Below are 19,170 nucleotides of genomic sequence, written 5' to 3'. Positions count from 1 at the left end.
AGGCTTTTTATTTTAATTACTACAAAAAACAACATAATAACACAATTGTTACAATTTTTAATTCAATCGTTTCAATTTCAATTACTAAATATCACGATATTTACACTATCATAAACTAAAACTTTAAAATTGATCAAATGAAAGTAACTAGAGCTATAGTGCTAAGTGCAATAACCATTCTTACACTTCTTGTTTCTTGCAACACAAGTAAAAAAGAACCAGTAACTCAAAAACCAAAATACGAAGCCAACTGGAAATCTATAAAAGAGAATTATAAAGACCCAGAATGGTTTAATAAAACAAAATTCGGAATTTTCATTCATTGGGGCGCATACACCGTTCCTGCATATGGTTCTGAATGGTATCCAAGACAAATGTATATGGATACAGCAAATTTCAATGCTCAGCTTGGAACTGGACATCCTGGTCCAACAAAAGAGTTTAAGCATCATAAAAAAAACTGGGGAGATCATAAAACATTTGGTTACAAAGATTTTATTCCAATGTTTAAAGCTGAAAAATTTAATGCTAACGAATGGATTGATCTATTTAAAGAAGCTGGAGCTAAATATGTAATTCCTGTAGCTGATCACCATGATGGTTTTGCAATGTATAAATCAAATACAACTCGTTGGAATGCCTATGACATGGGTCCAAAACGTGATGTGTTAGGAGAATTATTTAAAGCAGGTAGAGAAAAAGGTATGATAATGGGAACATCTTCTCATTTTGCATTTAACTGGTCTTTCTATAATAAAAAAGATCATTTCGATACAACGGATCCAGAATACGCAGATTTATATTCTTCAAAAGGAAAAGATTTAAGAGAACCTGTTTCTGAAAAGTTTAAAAAACGTTGGTGGGAAAGAACTAAGGATGTAATTGACAATTACCAACCAGATATTTTATGGTTCGACTTTTATTTAGACATTCCAGACTTTGCAGATATGCGCCCAAAATTAGCTGCTTATTATTACAATAAAGGTATAGAGTGGAATAAAGAAGTTGTGTTACAAGACAAAAACTTTTCACACGAGGCATTTCCAGAAGGAACTGTAATTTATGATTTAGAAAGAGGAAAATTACCTGGTATTAGAAAATTACCTTGGCAAACAGATACTTCAATTGGTAAAAACTCATGGAGTCATGTTACAAACTGGGAATCTAAAACAACAAATCAATTAGTAGATGACTTAGTAGATATTGTTTCTAAAAATGGATGTTTATTACTAAACGTAGGGCCTAAAGCCGATGGAACAATTCCAGAAGATCAAAAAGAAATATTATTAGAGATGGGAGATTGGTTAGAAACTAATGGAGAGGCTATTTATGATACTAAATATTGGGAGACTTTTGGTGAAGGACCAACTGAAGTAAAGAAAGGGCATCATTCAGAAGGAAACAATCAAGATTTATCTGCAAAAGATATTCGTTTTACTCATAAAGGTAAAAACTTATATGCAATTGCTTTAGCTTGGCCAGAAGATGGAAAAGTTAATATTACAACATTAGCTAAAGAATCTAAATATGCTAAAAATATCTCAATTAAAGATATTAGTGTTTTAGGTAGTGAAGAAAAAATAAAATGGGAACAAACAAATGAAGGATTAATAGTTACAATGCCTTCAGTTAAGCCTTGTGAACACGCGTATACAGTTAGTATATTACTTGAATAATATTTTTTGAATTAATATAAAAGGGGTACATTTATGCTTTATTAATGTACCCCTTATTTTTTATAAATTAGATATGAAATTTAAACAAATTACTAGTTACTTTATGGTTGCATTTATTGCAACTATTTCTTTTTACAGCTGTAAGAACGATCAAAACAATGAAGCTTCTAAACAAGTTGCCCAAGAGCTAAAACACAAATGGGATAATCTCTCACTTTCAAATGAAGAAAGAGTTGATTTACTAATTGCAGAAATGACTTTAGAAGAAAAAACATCTCAATTATTAGATGTCTGCCCTCCTATTGAGCGTTTAGATATTCCTGAATACAATTGGTGGAACGAAGCCTTACACGGAGTTGCCAGAAATGGTAGAGCAACAGTATTTCCACAAGCAATTGCATTTGGTGCTACTTTCGACGAAGAGTTAATTTTAAGGGTTGGAACTGCAATTTCAGATGAAGCTAGAGCAAAATATAATGAGTCTATAAAAATAGGAAATAGAGCTCGATATGCTGGCTTAACTTTTTGGTCTCCTAATGTAAACATTTTTAGAGATGCTCGTTGGGGTCGTGGACAAGAAACTTATGGTGAAGATCCATATCTTACTAGTAGAATTGGTGTAAACTTTGTAAAAGGATTACAAGGCACAGATTCAAAATACATGAAAGCTGCTGCTTGTGCTAAACATTATGCTGTGCATTCTGGTCCTGAAGAATTTAGACACGAATTCGACGCAGTAGTAAACAATAAAGATTTATTCGAAACATATTTACCTGCTTTTGAAGCTTTAGTAAAAGAAGCTAAGGTGGAAGGTGTTATGGGGGCTTATAATAGAACCTTAGGAGTTCCTTGTTGTGGTAGTCCATTTTTATTGCAAGAAGTATTGAGAAAAGATTGGGGATTTGGTGGTTACATAGTTTCTGATTGTGGAGCTATTAACGATTTTCATGCTTTTCATAAAGTAACTCAAACTCCAGAAGAATCTGCTGCGCTAGCTTTAAAAAGTGGAACAACAATTAACTGTGGAAATGTTTATAAAGTTTTAAAAAGTGCTCTGGATCAAAAATTAATAACTGTAGAATTAATCAATCAAAGATTAAAGGAAAGTTTATTAACTAGATTTAAGCTTGGAATGTTCGATCCAATTGGAACAAATCCTTACGACAATATTTCTGCCGAAGTAATTGATTCTGATAAACACAGACAACTTGCGAAAGAAGTTGCTCAAAAATCGATTGTGTTATTAAAAAACAAGAACAACATATTACCATTAAAAAAGGATGCAAGAACTATGTACGTAGTTGGTCCAAATGCTTCAAACGAAGAGGTTTTATTAGGTAACTATTATGGATTAACTAGTAGTACTCAAACAATTTTAGATGGAATTGTAAGCCATGTGAGCCCAGGAACAACAATAAATTATAAATCTGGTGTTTTACCATTTAGAGATAATGTAAACCCAATTGACTGGTCTACTGGAGAGGCAGGGCAATCAGAAGTTTGTATTGCAGTAATGGGAATTTCTGGTTTATTAGAAGGTGAAGAAGGTGAAGCAATTGCTTCTGATGCTCGTGGAGATAGAGAACATATAAAGTTACCTCAAAATCAAATTGATTACGTTAAAAAAATTAGAGCCAAAACAAAAAATCCAATTGTATTGGTGTTAACTGGTGGGAGCCCAATTGCAATTCCAGAATTACACGATTTAGTAGATGCAATTCTTTTTGTTTGGTATCCGGGTGAAGAAGGTGGAAATGCCGTTGCAGATGTATTATTTGGAGATGTTCCTCCTTCAGGAAAATTACCAATTACGTTCCCTAAATCTGTAGATCAATTACCTCCATTTATTGATTATAATATGACAGGTAGAACATACAAGTATATGAGTAAAGAGCCTTTATATCCATTTGGATTTGGACTATCATATACTTCATTTGAATATAAAAATTTAGTAATTGATGACAATTTCAAAGTAACTGCAGATATTACAAACACTGGAAAAATAGATTCTGAAGAAGTAATTCAATTATATATTAGTTCTCCTTTTGCTGGAACAAAAGATCCTATTTACGATTTAAAATCGTTTAAACGTGAGTTTATTAAAGCTGGAGAAACTAAAAAAGTTACATTTAATTTAACAAAAGAAACTTTCAACCAATTTAATACTGAAGGAAAAAAGGTATTAAGAAAAGGAGATTATAAAGTTTATGTTGGTGGTTCTTTGCCTTCTCAAAGAAGTGAAGATTTAGGAGCTTCAAAAACAATTTCTACAGTGGTTTCTTTATAAGATTAAGAATCTAAACAAAGAATACAATGTGAGATTCTTCACTTTCGCTCAGAATGACATTCGGTACTTGTTATTCTGAACGAAGTGTAACGGAAATGAAGAATCTTTGTGCTCATTAATACTTGAAATTCGTCAATATCATTCAGAATAACGATTTTCAAAACAACATACCATAACCATTTATAAAAAGGCTATTTCATTTGAAATAGTCTTTTTTCATTTAATAAACCAATACACTTAAACAATAAAACATTTGTGGTAGCTAAATTGTATCAAAGAGAATTATTTTTGAGGCTCAAATAAAACATAAAAGTTTAAACATTAACTTATGAATTACAAGATTAAAATATCTGTATTAATCGTTTTTTTGGTTTCATTAACTTTAAAAATGTCAGCTCAAGATTTGCCCTATGGTTTTCCTAAAACCGATAGAACAAAGTTAAACTTAAATCAAGATTGGAAATTTCACTTAGGAAATCCAGAAGCTAAAAATTATGAGATTTCGGTAGATGATTCTAAATGGGAATCTGTTACAGTACCTCACACTCTAAAACTAACATCACTTACATTAGATGGTTTACAAGATGAAAAAACACAATTAGTTTTTCATAGAGAAGTAGGTTGGTACAGAAGAAATATTGAAGTTAATAATACTTCAAAAAAAATATTTTTAGAGTTTGAAGGCGCTCATCAAGTTACAGACTTATGGGTAAATGGAAAACATGTTGGACAGTTTGCTGTTGGTGGTTATTCTCCTTTTCATTTCGATATTTCAAATTTTGTAAAAAAAGGAACAAACCAAGTAACATTATTGGTTGATAACAGAAGAAATGAAATTATTCCTCCAGATCCAGGACCTTTTGATTATGTAAAATTTAGTGGTTTATATAGAGATGTTTACTTAGTTGAAACAAATCCAGTACACGTAACTTTTAATTGGGAAACCTTAAATTCTGGTGTAAACATAACTACACCAACAATTGATGTAGTTAATAAAAATGCTGTAATTGATATAAAAACTTCAGTAAAAAATGAAAATTCTACAGCTGTTAATTGTGAATTAGTTACTCGATTAATTGATAAAGAAGGATTGGTAGTTTTAAAATTAGTAAATACTTCTGAAATAAAAAGCGGACAAGAGTTTCAATTCAACCAAATTGGAAGTATTGAAGACAATGTACATTTTTGGGACATTGATAATCCTTACTTATACAGAGTAAATAGTGTTGTAAAAATTAATAATCAAGAAATTGATTTTGTTGAAAACAAAATTGGACTTAGAAAGTTTGAATTGGATCCTGTTAGAGGTTTTGTATTAAACAATAAACCAATTAAACTTATTGGGGCAAATCGTCACCAACAGTTTCCTTATATTGGCGATGCTGTTCCAAATGCACTTCATTATAAAGATATGTTACAGTTTAAAGAATTCGGCTTTAATATTGTTAGAACAGCACATTATCCACATGATAATGCTTTACTTGATGCTTGTGATGAATTAGGTATTTTGGCTTATGAAGAAGCTCCAACTTGGGTGTCAATGTCGCAAGATGGTGCTTGGTGGGATAATCTAGAAGAAGCTGCTAGAATTTTAGTTAGAAATCATAGAAACCACCCTTCAATTGTAATGTGGGGAGCAGGTGTAAACCATAGAGGTTATGTGCCTAGAGTTCATAACACAATTAAACAAGAAGATCCAACTAGATTAACAGCATCGCAAGGAGCACGTTGGACAGGTTGGCAAACTTCTGGTTTAACAGATATTAATGCAAATATGTTGTACGGACCATTTATTTGGGATAGAACTGAACCTATGTTTGCTATGGAAGGAAGGCATGGCGCTAAAGGAGTTGCACCTTATATGCGTGATGATTTAATGACTGGTTTAATTTCTTGGACTGCACATGCATACTATACCTTTCACCCTACACATGCAAAATCTAATGACAAAATAGATAGAACAAGAAGTGGTATGATGACTATTTTTAGATACCCAAGACCTGAGTTAGATTGGTACAAAACTGAATTTAAAAAAGAGCCTTTTGTTAAAATTGTTGAAGATTGGAAAGAAGGAATTGAGGAAGTTACGGTATTTAGTAATGCTCCTGAAGTATCTCTATTTAAAAATGGAAAGTTAATTGAAAAATTGAAGCCAAGTAATGATACTAGTTATGTTGGTTTAAAACATGCGCCTTTTCATTTTAAAAATGTTAATTATGAAAATGGGAGTTTAGTTGCTAAGGCTCATTTTAATAATGGAAAATCTTTGGAAACTAAAAAATCTACAGCAGGGAAACCATATGCTATTCAATTAAAAATTGATTCAGAAGGAAGAACTTTTACTGCAGACAATAATGACGTGATTTTGGCCTATGCAACGGTAGTTGATAAAAACGGAACAACTGTAACAGATTCAAAAAATATGATACATTTTTCTGTAAAAGGTGATGCGTCAATTATTGGTGATAAAGCAACCATTAATGCTAACCCGATGTTTACCGAATATGGAGTTGCTCCAGTGCTTATAAAAGCTGGTAAAACTGTTGGAGAAATTACAGTTGTAGCAAAATCTAAAAGATTGAAATCTGGAAGTGCAAGTATTTCTTTAATTGGAAATAGTTTAAATGAAATTCAAAAAAATGCAAAACCTATTTACGATTTTGCATCAGAAAGAGTTGATTTAGGTGCTGAAGATCAATTATTACAGTTTGGTTGGAGTCCTTGGAATGGTAAAGACGATTCTAATAATAAATTTTCTTTAAAAAATTTCCCAGGTGTAAAAGCTGAATTAAAAAATGGCTCGAATGAAGGTGTTATTAGATGGCTTGGAGAAATGAACGTTATTGGTAAGTATGGATTTGCTTATGGCGATGGTGTAATTTCAATAGATGCTAAAGGAATGAATTTAGTGTTGAATAATTTACCAAAAGGAACTTATAAGCTGAAGTCTTGGCACCACGCTCCAAGAACTAATTCAGATTTAATGGATCCGAATAAAGATAAAATGAAAAAACTTCAAATTCATAAATTACCTTATGAAAAAGAAGTAATTGTTTCAGTGTCTGAACATAAAATTGTTTCAAAAGTAACCGAAGGAAAACAAATGCAATGGGATTTACCTGGTATTTCTGAGATTATCTTTAAAGCAGATGGTACAAACCCTGTAATTATTAATTTCAACGGAAACGGAAATAAAGGTATTTGGTTGAATGCCTTTGAATTGAGTGAATGGAAATAAGCTAATAAAATATATTAATTTAATAAAAAGGCATAACAATATTTTTATGCCTTTTTATTAAAATCTCCTTAAGACTTATTCTTTTAAATCATTGTTTGGAATTTCACCTCCGTTATTTTTATCTTTCATTTCTCTAACATATTTACTTGGTATAACACCAAATTGCTTTTTAAAACATTTAGAAAAATAAGATGCTGTATTAAACCCAGTCATATACATTATCTCTTTTACTGATAAATTACTTTTATCTAATAATTGCATAGCTCTTTTAAGCCTAATATTTCTTATAAACTCTCCAGAAGACAAGCCTGTAAGTTCTTTAATTTTTAAGTAAAAAGTACTTCTACTTAAACTCATACCTTTTACTAAAATTTCTACACTAAATTCATCATTCATCATATTTTCTTCTACAATTTCGATGGCTTTTTGTAAAAATATTTCATCTGTAGAAGTTACAGTAACTTCATTAGGTTGTAGGGTAATTTCTCGATTAAACTTTTTACGTAATTCCTCTCTATGCTTTAATAAGTTTTGCATTTTTAGTTTAACCATTTCTAAATCGAATGGTTTACGTATGTAGGCGTCTGCCCCATTTTTTAAGCCTTCCATTTCACTTTCTTGTGAAATTTTAGCTGTTAACATTATTACAGGTATATGACTAGTTTCTTGAGTTGTTTTTAACAAATCACATAATACAATACCATCCATAATTGGCATTAATACATCTGTTAAAATAATATTTGGCAACAATTTTTTTGCAAACTCAAAAGCTCGCTCTCCATTTTCTGCTTCATAAATTTCGTAAATGCCTTCCAAGCCTCTTTTTAATAAAGCTCTAATATCTGCATTGTCATCTACAACTAAAACAATAGGTAGTTTAGATTTCTTTTTTGAAAAATTTTGATCTACTATTTCATCTAATACACTAATTGCATGAGACTCTGCATTAACTTGATTAATAAAGGTTTTACTTTCATTTTCATGTACAAAACTTATTCCAGAAACATTTTCATAAGCTTCTTTATTTTTTGGCAACCATACCACAAACATTGTTCCTTTATTTTCTTCAGTAACAACATCAATACTTCCCTTATGAAGTTCTACTAACTTTTTAGTAAATGCTAAACCAATTCCAGATCCTTCAGAATTAATTTTTCTTACATCGCGATCCACATAAAACCGTTCAAAAATAAAATTAAGCCTATGTTTTGGTATCCCAGGCCCAGAATCTTTTACCTGAATAATAAAATAATCTTCTTTATTTGGTAGTTCTTTAATTCCCTTTGGAATTTTAAAATTAACTCCATCATTAACGTTAATTGTTACTTCTCCTAGTTTTGGTGCAAATTTAAAGGCATTAGATAATAAGTTATTTAATATTTTCTCAACTGCATCTTGATCAAACCAAGAATTAATAACTTCTTTGTCAGAATTTATTTCAAATTTCACATCCTTTTTATGGCTTAAAAATTGAAATGGTTCTCCAACTACTCTAACAAAGTCAACAATATCACCTTCACCAACTTTTAAATCCATTTTACCTTTATCCATTTTTCTAAAATCGAGCAACTGATTTACTAAACGCAATAAATAATCGGTATTTTTATGCATTAACTTATGCTGTTCAACAACAACTTCTGGTAGTTTTATATCTAAATTTTGAAGGTATTCTAAAGGTCCTTTAATAAGGGTTAGAGGGGTTCTAAATTCATGAGATATGTTTGTAAAAAATTCTAACTTCAATCTATGAATTTCTTCGTGCTTTTCTTTTTCTATATGTTCTAATTCTAATTGATGTTTTTTAGTTGATTTAATTATAGTAAATCTTCTAAACAACATTAAACTTCCTAAAAACATTAATAAATACAGCGCATTTGCCCAATTTGTTCTCCAAAATGGAGGAATAATTTCTATTTTTAATTCTGCTGGTTCTTCATTCCATAATCCATCATTATTAGATGATTTAACTTTTAGTGTATAAGAACCCGGTTCTAAGTTTGTATAAGTAGCAAACCTTTTATCTGATGTTGTATAAATCCAATCTTTATTAAATCCCTCTAACTTATATGCGTAATGGTTTTTACTTGGAGCCGCAAAATGCAATCCCGCAAATTCAAAAGAAAAACTATTTTCTTGGTATTTTAATTTAACTTCATCAATCTCATTTATTGATTTTTCTAAAATTACCCGACCATTTATTTTCTCTCCAATTTCAACTTGCTCATTAAATATTAATAAATTAGTAAAAACAGTTTCTGGCTTATCTGTATTATCTTTTATATTATCTGCTGTAAAAATATTAAACCCATTTACTCCTCCAAAGTATAACTCTCCGTTATCTCTTTTAAAACTAACCTTTTCACCAAACTCATTGCTTTGTAAACCGTCATTAATATCGTAATTTTTAAATTTTTCATTTTCTATGGTAAACTTTGACAAACCTCCATTTGTAGATAACCAAAGAGCTCCTTGATCATCTTCAATTATAGACTTAATTACATCGTTTGGTAGTCCTTGCTTTATAGAATAAACTTTGAAATGCCCTTTTGAATTATTAGATGGTACAAATTTATTTAAACCTCCTCCAAAAGTACCTATCCATATATCACCAGTAGAACTTTCAAAAATATTTAAAATATAGTTATGGCTTAAACTTGTTTTATCTCCTGGTATGTTTTGGTATACAACAAATTTCGGATTCTTTTTTAAAGATTCTTCTTTAGTTAAAAAAGCTAAACCTTCACTAGTAGCAAACCATATATCACCTTTTTTATCTTGAATAATATCTCTTATAATACTACTTGGCAAACTTGAAGTATCATTTGGTTTATCAAATAAAATGTCTTTTTTATATTGATTATCACCACTTTTAAGCCACCTATATAAACCTCCATTATATGTTCCAAACCATAAATTTTTTGAACTATCCTTTAAAATTGAAAAAACACTTCTACCTATTTCATTTATATTTTCTGCTACAATAGTATTGGTTAGGTTTGGATTTGTAATGTCTACCCTAAATAATCCGGACCAATTGGCCGTACCAAATAACAATTCTTTTTTATTGTTTGTTTCAATTTCAACCACACAAATTGGTGATTTTTCGCCTAATAACTTTTTAAAATTAGTATAGGTTCCATCATTGTCCTTTTTAGACACAACATTTAAACCTCCTTCTTCAGTTCCAAACCACATTGCTCCGTTACTATCTTCAAAAATAAGTTTAATATTACTTGAACTTAAACTTGTTGGTGCAACGGTTTTTCCAAAATATTTAAATTGCTTTCTATTTGGATCTAAAATATTTACACCACCTCCATTTGAACCAACCCAAATTATACCTGTTCTATCTACAAATAAAGATTTTACACTACTTTTTGCTAAACTATATTTAGAGTTATTAGGGTCGTAGGTAAATTTATTTTTCATTAATAAATTTTCTTTCTCCCCTAAGGTTTGAAAACTAGACAAACCTTTAATACTCCCTGCCCAAATTTGATTTTTATATGAAACTAACTTATTAAAAACTCCTGTGCTAATTAAGTGTCTAGTTACAATTCCGTTATTTTGTTTAATTAAAAACAAACCACCAGTAGTTCCTAAAATTAACCGTCCATGAGAATCTTCACAAATACTTCTAACGGCCACTACAGGTGTTAGCTTAAAATAAGGATTGGCACTTTCATAAATAAAATCACCTTCTTTACTCTTTATCATTTTTCCAGTACCATTAATCTCACCCATCCATAACTGCCCATTCGTATCTTCATAAAATGTAGATACATTTAATTTTTTCCCATTTTTATATGGATAATCTTCTGATATTTTTACATGATGAAATTTTACTGGAGACGTTAAATTGTTTAAATCCAACATATCAATACCTTCTAAAGTAGAAATCCACAATCTGTTACTCCTGTCTCTATATATAGAATTTATTTGATCGTGAGAAATACTATGAGGGTTATTACTATCGTGTTTGTAATGTGTAAACTTATTGGTAGATTGATTGTAAAAATTTAAACCATCACCAGTAGTTCCTATCCATAAATTATCATCTTTGTCACCAACAATTGTATAAATCAAATTACTGCTTATACTGTTTGGATTGTTAGGGTCTGGTTTAAAAATTTCAAACTCATAACCGTTATATTTATTCAATCCATCGTGAGTTCCAAACCACATAAACCCTTTTTTATCTTGATAAATTGTATTTACATCATTTTGCGACAAACCATCTTCAGTTAATAAATGATCAAACCTCACCGAGTTTTGAGAAAAACAATGGCTTGCAAAAAACAAGAAAAGGACTACAATTTTAAGCTTTAACATTTTATGCATTTTATATTTTTAAAACAAGTTTACAAAAATAAGATTTAACTAGCATGAATAAAACAATTCATACAAAAATTTAAAGCTAAAAAGCTTAAAATTAAGTAAGGAATATACTCATTTTTTTGAATAATATTCATTATTTTTATAAGATAAACTTCATACTGACATGTACCTAAAAAAGATTCTAAAAATTGCGCTTTTTTTTACCTTCTTAATTTTATTTCAAGTAACATCTAATGCCCAAGATAAGGTAATAAAAGGAAAGGTTCTAGCCTTTAAAATTTACCCACTAAAAAACGTTACTGTTGAAACAAAAAAAACTAAGAATCGGACAGTTACAGATTCTTTAGGTAATTTTTCAATCAAATGTTCTAAAAAAGATGCAATAAAAGTTAAAGCTTATGGTTTTAACAATTATTCATTTAAGGCTAAAGGAATAGATTCTATTAATGCCAATTTAATATATATTGAAGGTAAAAACTCCTATAAAGATGTCATAAAATATGACTACATGACCAAAGAACAATTAAATTATTGCTTAGAAAATTTAATTGAAGACAATAACAATTACGACATATACCAATCTGTTTATGAAGTTATTGAACTTATTTACCCAGGCGTAAATATTTATGAAAGCCCCGATGATGGACGAACCATAATTGAATTAGCTTCGAGAGGTCCCAAATCTATATTTGCAAAACCTGATGCCCTTTTAGTTATAGATGGAATGGTAGTTCAAGATATTTCATCAGTTATACCTGCAAATATAAAAACTATTAAAGTTTTAACAGGAAATAAAGCTGGACATTGGGGAATGAGAGGTGGAAATGGTGCTATTGAAATTACATTAAAATACGAATAAGAAAACGTTTTTTTAATCTAATTAACATTATTTTTTTTTCCTAAATAAGTATAATATCTTTGTAGTAAATATTATACATTCATGAAAATTATTATTGCTGGAGCAGGAGATGTTGGGTTTCACTTAGCCAAATTACTTTCTTTTGAATCCCAAGACATTTTTCTAATTGATTCTGATGCAGAAAAATTAGACTATGCCAGTAGCCATATAGATGTTATTACTAAAAAAGGAGATGCAACTTCTTTAAAACTTTTAAGAGAAGTTGGTATTGCTAGTGCAGATATTTTTCTGGCTGTAACTGAATCTCAAAACACTAATTTTACCATAGCTGTTTTAGCAAAAAAATTAGGAGCAAAAAAAACAATTGCACGTATTTCTAATCATGAATTTACTCAAAATTCTGAAATCGATTTTTCAGAAATTGGTATAGATAGCATGATTTCTCCTGGAGAATTAGCTTCAGACGAAATAAAAATGCTTTTAAATCAATCTGCATTTAATGACACTATTCAATTTGAAAATGGAACATTAAATATTTTAGGAAGTACATTAGAATATACATCGCCGCTTATTGGTTTAACAGTCCAAGAAGCAACAGGAAAATTTACAAACGTAGATTTTATTACCATTGCCATTAAACCAGAAAACAGTGATGAAACTATAATTCCAAGAGGAAATACTGTTTATCAAGCAAACGATCAAATATATTTTTCTACACCTAAAGAAAGTATTAAAGATTTATACCAACTTATGGGTAAAACCCAATTTGGTGTTAAAGATGTTATGATTCTTGGTGGTGGTAAAATTGGAGTAAAAGCTGCTAGAAACCTTTGCCCTAATTTTAATATTAAACTAATTGAAATTGATAAGGACAAAGCTTTTGAAGTTGCTGAAAAAGTACCAAATGCACTTATAATTAAAGGAGACGGTAGAGATGTTGAGTTATTAGAAGAAGAAGATATTGCTGAAATGGATGCTTTTATAGCTGTTACAGGAAATTCTGAAACCAACATAATGTCTTGCTTAGTTGCAAAATCTAAAGGTGTTAAAAAAACGATAGCTTTAGTTGAAAATATGGACTACATAAACATATCTCAAACTATTGGTATTGACACACTTATAAACAAAAAATTATTAGCTGCAAGTGCTATTTTTAAGCACGTACGTAAAGGTGAAGTTTTAAAATTAGCCAACCTACATAATGTAGATGCTGAAGTATTGGAATTTTTAGTTAAAGAAAATTCTCTAGTAACAAAAAATATAGTAAAAGATATTAAAATTACTAAAAAAGCGGTTTTTGGTGGGGTTATTAGAAACGGAGTTGCTATGATGACTTTTGGAGATTTCCAAATAAAAGCTGGAGATAAAGCTGTGGTATTTTGCTTGCCTGAAGCTATTCATAAAGTTGAAAAACTATTTAACTAAAATGAATCAGCTAAACATTAAAATAATAATCAGCTTTTTAGGTTTAACATCTATGCTAAACGGTGTATTTATGTTAATAGCTGTACCATTTAGTATTTACCATAAAGAAGAAGCTCAATGGGGAATTTTATACGCTGGTTTAACAACCATTGCTTTAGGATTTACACTTTGGTTTACAAATAGAAAAGCAAAAAAGAATTTAGGAAAAAAAGAAGGCTATATAATTGTTACACTTGGCTGGTTAATGCTATCCTTTACAGGAACTCTCCCCTATGTTTTCACAAATACAATCCCACAATTTACAGATGCCTTTTTTGAAACTATTTCTGGTTATTCCACAACTGGTTCATCCATTTTAACTGACATTGAATCTATGCCAAAAGGTATACTTTTTTGGCGAAGTGCAACGCATTGGATTGGTGGTATGGGTATTATTGTATTAACAGTAGCTATTTTACCGTTATTAGGTATTGGTGGTATGCAGTTATTTATGGCTGAAGCTCCTGGACCAAGTGCAGATAAAATGCATCCAAGAATTACAGAAACGGCTAAAAGACTTTGGTTAATTTATTTTTCTTTGACGTTTACTGAGTTTTTTCTTTTAAAAATTGCTGGAATGACCTGGTTTGATGCCATTAACCACGCAATGGCAACTATGAGTACTGGAGGGTTTTCAACAAAAAATTCAAGTATTGCATATTATAACAATGCTCCTTTAATTCAATATATAATTACGGCATTTATGTTTGTAGCTGGTGCCAACTTTGTATTAACTTACTTTGCTTTAAAAGGTAAAATTAGAAAGGTTTTTAAAAGTGAAGAATTTAAATATTATTTTTTCGGTGTTATTGGTTTTACCTTAGTTCTAACTATAATAATTCTTAATTATAGAGATCCTAATTTGGTAACAAGCATACATCATCCAGAGCCTTATGGTAAAATTGAAAGTGCTTTTAGACACGCTGCTTTTCAAGTAGTTTCAGTACTAACAACAACAGGGTTTGTTTCTGCTGATTTTACTATGTGGAGTTCTATTGGAACAATGCTAATGTTCTCTTTATTTTTTATTGGTGGTTCTGCGGGCTCTACAAGTGGTGGTGTAAAAATTGTAAGACATATTATAATTATAAAAAACAGTATACTAGAATTTAAAAAATTACTTCACCCACATGCCATATTACCTGTGCGTTATGACGGAGCAGGAATACAACAAAACATTGTATTTAACATTCTATCTTTCTTTGTACTTTACATGGGTATATTTATAGTTAGCTCTGTTATTTTAGCAATTTTTGGCCTAGATTTTATTTCTGCAATGGGAGCAGCAGCTTCATCATTGGGTAATATTGGTCCAGCTGTTGGTACTGTAAGTCCTGTTGATAATTTTTCGCATTTATCTATTCCTGCAAAATGGACTTGTTCCTTTTTAATGCTAATTGGTAGATTGGAATTATTTACAGTATTAATACTGTTAACACCTTTCTTTTGGAAGAAAAACTAATTAAGAAATTACATTCCTAAGATTTTTTTACCTTCTTCTGAAATATTAGCTGTTGACCATTTTGGTTCAAATACAACATTTACATTGGTGTAAATTGAAGGATGTTTTTGTGCAATGGTTTCTTTAATATTACTTATTATAGTTTCACCTAACGGGCAAGATGGCGTTGAAAATGTTAAATCTATATCCACTTCACCTTTACCTTCATCATAGTTTAGTTCGTAAATTAAACCTAAATCAACAATGTTAATTTCAATTTCAGGATCCATAACATTTTTCAACAATTCTAATAATTCTAATTCAAATTGAGTGATTTCTTCTTTAGTCATTTTCAACAGATTTTACTTTATGAGTAATCATTTTAAATATATTTACATTGTATAAAATAGCAACCAATAACAATGCATAACTACCAATTTTTATAAATAGAAGTTGGTTAAACAATAAACCAATTACAAATGATGCTATAAATACAAAATAGATGATGATTTGAATATTAGCTATTTTTTCAGAATACAATTCTCTTGGCAACGGTGTTTTTGTTTTTCCAACCAATTTTTGATATTTATTCAACCAAACTATAAATGGTAAGGTTTTATAAGTTTGTCCTAAAATTAAGGTAGTAATTAACCCAAATACAATTGAAAAACCATAAAAAGTGATAATTCTATAAATAAATTCAACTTCAAAAGATGTGTTTAAAACTATAAATCCTATTAAAATAAAAGGCACAAAAATAGCTGCAATTGCCAACATAGAATACTGCATACCAACATCTAATTTTTTACGCAACCTCTTTTTGTATGAATCATAAATAAAGGAAACAAAAAACAAAACTCCACTAATAATTAATAGCGGAATTAGATAATCAATTAGTTCATTTTTAAATAAAAACCAATTAATTACCGCTACAATTAATCCTCCATTTACCAAATAATAAGCAAATGTTAGTTTCTTTTCTTTTAACTCGTGCGAAATTAAAAACATTGGTATTAAGGTAGCTCCTACTCCGATAATCAATAAAACAAACCAACCTATTAACCCAATTGTTGCGTGTATTTTTAAATAATGAAGATGAATTTCAGAAAGAAAATTAAACTTAAAATTCAATGCGATTAAGGTTCCAATTAATTCAGTAATTAGCAACCAAAAAACCGAAGTAATTACAAACGTAGATTTAATGTTTTTTAAGGTAGCATTTTTATACGTTAATAGAATATTTACCACAAATAATAACAGCGATAAAAACATACAAATTGATGCATACGGTAGCAATGTAACATAAGATCCTACCCAAAAACTATACGATAAAAACAATACGCTAACAGCTGAAAACCAAAAAGTAACTTTTGCTAATTTTTCGCTAAATAAAGCTGTTTCAAAAACCACAGGAACTAATTGATAAAGCGCTCCAAAAACAATCATAGAAGCCCAACCTAACACCGCAATATGGGTTATGGCTATTAGTTTTGTATTAAAATAGGCTTGCAATAAACTTTCATCGGCTAAAATTATAAGTACAGCTAAAACCAATAAACTAATTGCTCCAAAAATAAAATGAGGAACAACTACACTACTATGTGGCGCATTATTTGTTTGTAAACCATTCATTAAGCTCTTCTTATTAATAGTTGAATATTATGTTCATCAATTTTATTGTAAAAAATATCGAAGTTTCTTTCTTTTAATTCTGGCAATAAAAATTGAGGAACTTTTTTATGATCTACTACCAAACAAAAACCTTCAGGCAGAGTTTCTAACTTTTCTAAAATGGTTGTCATTGGTTCTGGCATTTCTAAATGACGAACATCAATATGTTCCATTTTACCAATGTAAGTTTTATAAACATCGTCAAAATTATTTTCAGAAGTACAAGTAGATTCTGAAACATTGATTTCTGCGTCTTCAACTTTTTGAAAATAGGTATAAACCAAATCATTCTTTCGCTCAACTTCGGCAATAAAACCTTTAGATTTTAATACATTAATTAAAGGAATTGGTTCAAACGTATTTATAATTTCTAATGTTTGCCCTTTTTTAAGTATTTTTATCTTCTCCATTATAGCCTTAAAAGGGTCTGTACCTCCAGCTAATAATTCCCTTACATCAAAACTTAACACATTACTTTTATCCATAATAATTTCTTCTTTTTGTGAAGTTTCTTCAGTATCATTTTCAATTTCAAACCCAATAGTTTTCAACTTACTTAAAAATGTTTCAACAGAAATCCCTCCAATTTTTGCAGCATCGGAAATGGTAACTCTTGGAGCTAATACTTTTCTTAATAAAGGATTCTGTAACTTTTTAAAATGCGGATTTATAGATGCAATAATATCTATAGCACTTTTATGTTCTTTAATTAAAGTTGAAATTTTTGTATGTTGAGAAATCTTCACCTTATTTAGATTATTTCTAAACAAAGATATAAAAATAAAAGATAGTTTTATCTTCTATTTTGTGATTTATTGTAAAAATTCTTTCACTTTGTCAAAATCTAATCCTCCATAATTCCCTGAACTCATTAACAATACAGCTGTTTCAGCTAAATTTTGAGAAAATAAATAATTTCTAAATTCTTCTGGGTTTGTGTAAATAATTAAATCGTCACGATTAAAAGCTTCTTTAATTTGTTCAGCTGAAACTTCTTCTAACTTTTTAATTTCAACAGCGTGAGGTGAGTAAAATACCACAGCTTTATCGGCTGAATTTAACGCTCCTTCATATTCTTTTAGAAATTCAGCATTTAAACTGCTATAAGTATGTAATTCTAAACAAGCCAATACAGTTCTTTCTGCGTATTGATCTTTAACAGCGTTTGTAGTAGCTTGGACTTTACTCGGTGAATGTGCAAAATCTTTAAAAACTACTGTTGAATTATTTTCTGCAATTTTTTCTAAACGTTTACTTGCACCTTTAAAAGTTGAAATTGCCTCGTAAAATTCCTCCTCTCCTATTCCCATATGCTGACAAATCCACTTTGCACCTGCCATATTTTGCAAATTATGTTTTCCAAAAATTTCTAAAGGCATTTCGCCGTCAGGCGTTTCAATAAAAGTAGTTCCGTTTACAATAGTATGTTCAGGTGTTCCGTAAGCGTATTTTTTTATTGGGCTTTCAGAATTTTCAACAACGTTTTTTACCTCAACATCTTCTTCATTATACACCATAATTCCGCCATTGGTTAAGGAATCTGTAAAAATGGAAAACTGCTCCACATAGTTTTCAAAAGTTGGAAAAACGTTTATATGATCCCAAGCTATTCCACTAATTAGTGCAATATTAGGCTTGTACAAATGAAACTTCGGTCGTAAATCTATGGGTGAGCTCAAATACTCATCACCTTCTAGTACCATAAATTCATTTTCTTTAGTTAAATGAACCATAGTTTCAAAACCTTCTAATTGAGCACCAACCATATAATCAACCTCAACAGAATGATAATTTAAAACATGTAAAATCATTGAAGTTATAGTAGTTTTTCCGTGAGAACCACCAATAACCACACGAGTTTTATCTTTACTTTGCTCGTATAAAAATTCTGGATACGAATATATTTTTAAACCTAACTCTTTTGCCTTTAACAATTCAGGATTGTCACCTTTTGCGTGCATACCTAAAATAACTGCACCTATATTAGCTGACAATTTTTCAGGAAACCAGCCAAACGCTTTTGGCAATAAACCACGTTTTTCAAGGCGAGATTTAGAAGGTTCAAAAATGGTATCGTCACTTCCTGTAATTTGGTATCCTTTTTGTTGTAGTGCAATAGCTAAGTTGTGCATTGCACTTCCACCAATAGCAATAAAATGTATATTCATTCTGAAAAATTTGTAGCGTAAATGTACA

11 protein-coding genes are annotated in these 19,170 nt (G+C 30.0%); 6 read left to right on the top strand and 5 right to left on the bottom strand.

The genetic code is table 11. From position 1 onward, the window contains the following. The first annotated feature begins 137 nt into the window (after nucleotides 1-137). From BLU40_RS08190 to BLU40_RS08180, 3 genes are all read left to right on the top strand, one after another. Entirely contained in the window at nucleotides 138-1,676 is a 1,539-nt protein-coding gene (locus tag BLU40_RS08190; RefSeq protein WP_090122195.1) for an alpha-L-fucosidase, read from the top strand. Nucleotides 1,677-1,749: 73 nt separating this feature from the next. After that, entirely contained in the window at nucleotides 1,750-3,963 is a 2,214-nt protein-coding gene (locus BLU40_RS08185) for a glycoside hydrolase family 3 C-terminal domain-containing protein (protein ID WP_245729917.1), read from the top strand. Between the two features lie 328 nt (nucleotides 3,964-4,291). Further along, on the top strand, nucleotides 4,292-7,201 hold the full coding sequence (locus BLU40_RS08180) for a glycoside hydrolase family 2 protein (protein ID WP_090122192.1): 2,910 nt from the start codon (nucleotides 4,292-4,294) through the stop codon (nucleotides 7,199-7,201). A 75-nt stretch (nucleotides 7,202-7,276) separates the two neighbouring features. On the opposite strand, the gene BLU40_RS08175 is transcribed toward BLU40_RS08180, so the two are convergent. After that, entirely contained in the window at nucleotides 7,277-11,533 is a 4,257-nt protein-coding gene (locus tag BLU40_RS08175) for a two-component regulator propeller domain-containing protein (protein WP_090122707.1), read from the bottom strand. 169 nt (nucleotides 11,534-11,702) lie between these two features. Between BLU40_RS08175 and BLU40_RS08170 the strand changes: the two genes are divergently transcribed. From BLU40_RS08170 to BLU40_RS08160, 3 genes are all read left to right on the top strand, one after another. Beyond that, nucleotides 11,703-12,398, top strand: coding sequence for a carboxypeptidase-like regulatory domain-containing protein (locus BLU40_RS08170; protein ID WP_090122189.1), 696 nt, complete (start codon nucleotides 11,703-11,705; stop codon nucleotides 12,396-12,398). 81 nt (nucleotides 12,399-12,479) lie between these two features. Then, nucleotides 12,480-13,823: a Trk system potassium transporter TrkA gene (gene trkA, locus BLU40_RS08165; RefSeq protein ID WP_090122185.1), complete on the top strand. Its 1,344-nt coding sequence runs from the start codon at nucleotides 12,480-12,482 to the stop codon at nucleotides 13,821-13,823. Nucleotide 13,824: 1 nt separating this feature from the next. Beyond that, nucleotides 13,825-15,324, top strand: coding sequence for a TrkH family potassium uptake protein (locus tag BLU40_RS08160; protein ID WP_090122705.1), 1,500 nt, complete (start codon nucleotides 13,825-13,827; stop codon nucleotides 15,322-15,324). Nucleotides 15,325-15,332: 8 nt separating this feature from the next. Here BLU40_RS08160 and BLU40_RS08155 read toward each other — a convergent pair whose 3' ends face one another. The 4 genes from BLU40_RS08155 to BLU40_RS08140 all read right to left on the bottom strand — a co-directional run bounded on the left by BLU40_RS08155 (nucleotide 15,333) and on the right by BLU40_RS08140 (nucleotide 19,142). Next, entirely contained in the window at nucleotides 15,333-15,653 is a 321-nt protein-coding gene (locus BLU40_RS08155) for a metal-sulfur cluster assembly factor (RefSeq protein WP_090122182.1), read from the bottom strand. Further along, complete coding sequence (locus tag BLU40_RS08150) at nucleotides 15,646-16,935, bottom strand: hypothetical protein (protein WP_090122179.1); 1,290 nt, start codon at nucleotides 16,933-16,935, stop codon at nucleotides 15,646-15,648. Before BLU40_RS08150 ends, BLU40_RS08155 begins: the two co-directional genes overlap by 8 nt. Continuing rightward, nucleotides 16,935-17,720 (bottom strand): DUF2249 domain-containing protein, encoded by a 786-nt coding sequence (locus BLU40_RS08145; protein ID WP_139170934.1) that lies wholly within the window; start codon nucleotides 17,718-17,720, stop codon nucleotides 16,935-16,937. The genes BLU40_RS08150 and BLU40_RS08145 overlap by 1 nt, the downstream gene beginning before the upstream one ends. A gap of 66 nt (nucleotides 17,721-17,786) precedes the next feature. Further along, nucleotides 17,787-19,142 carry a UDP-N-acetylmuramate--L-alanine ligase gene (locus BLU40_RS08140; protein ID WP_090122172.1) on the bottom strand — a complete coding sequence of 452 codons (1,356 nt, stop codon included), beginning with the start codon at nucleotides 19,140-19,142 and terminating at the stop codon, nucleotides 17,787-17,789. Between the last annotated feature and the right edge of the window lie 28 nt (nucleotides 19,143-19,170).

The sequence above is a fragment of the Lutibacter oricola genome (genome assembly GCF_900106565.1).
GTDB classification, from domain to species: Bacteria; Bacteroidota; Bacteroidia; order Flavobacteriales; family Flavobacteriaceae; genus Lutibacter; species Lutibacter oricola.
The sequence above is the reverse complement of the archived record's forward strand: the minus strand, read 5'-3'. Positions and strand labels throughout refer to the sequence as shown.

Coding starts and splice junctions, on each gene's coding strand:
- BLU40_RS08190 (WP_090122195.1), top strand. CDS start 138: ATGAAAGTAACTAGAGCTATAGTGCTAAGTGCAATAACCATTCTTACA.
- BLU40_RS08185 (WP_245729917.1), top strand. CDS start 1,750: ATGAAATTTAAACAAATTACTAGTTACTTTATGGTTGCATTTATTGCA.
- BLU40_RS08180 (WP_090122192.1), top strand. CDS start 4,292: ATGAATTACAAGATTAAAATATCTGTATTAATCGTTTTTTTGGTTTCA.
- BLU40_RS08175 (WP_090122707.1), bottom strand. CDS start 11,533: ATGTTAAAGCTTAAAATTGTAGTCCTTTTCTTGTTTTTTGCAAGCCAT.
- BLU40_RS08170 (WP_090122189.1), top strand. CDS start 11,703: ATGTACCTAAAAAAGATTCTAAAAATTGCGCTTTTTTTTACCTTCTTA.
- trkA (WP_090122185.1), top strand. CDS start 12,480: ATGAAAATTATTATTGCTGGAGCAGGAGATGTTGGGTTTCACTTAGCC.
- BLU40_RS08160 (WP_090122705.1), top strand. CDS start 13,825: ATGAATCAGCTAAACATTAAAATAATAATCAGCTTTTTAGGTTTAACA.
- BLU40_RS08155 (WP_090122182.1), bottom strand. CDS start 15,653: ATGACTAAAGAAGAAATCACTCAATTTGAATTAGAATTATTAGAATTG.
- BLU40_RS08150 (WP_090122179.1), bottom strand. CDS start 16,935: ATGAATGGTTTACAAACAAATAATGCGCCACATAGTAGTGTAGTTGTT.
- BLU40_RS08140 (WP_090122172.1), bottom strand. CDS start 19,142: ATGAATATACATTTTATTGCTATTGGTGGAAGTGCAATGCACAACTTA.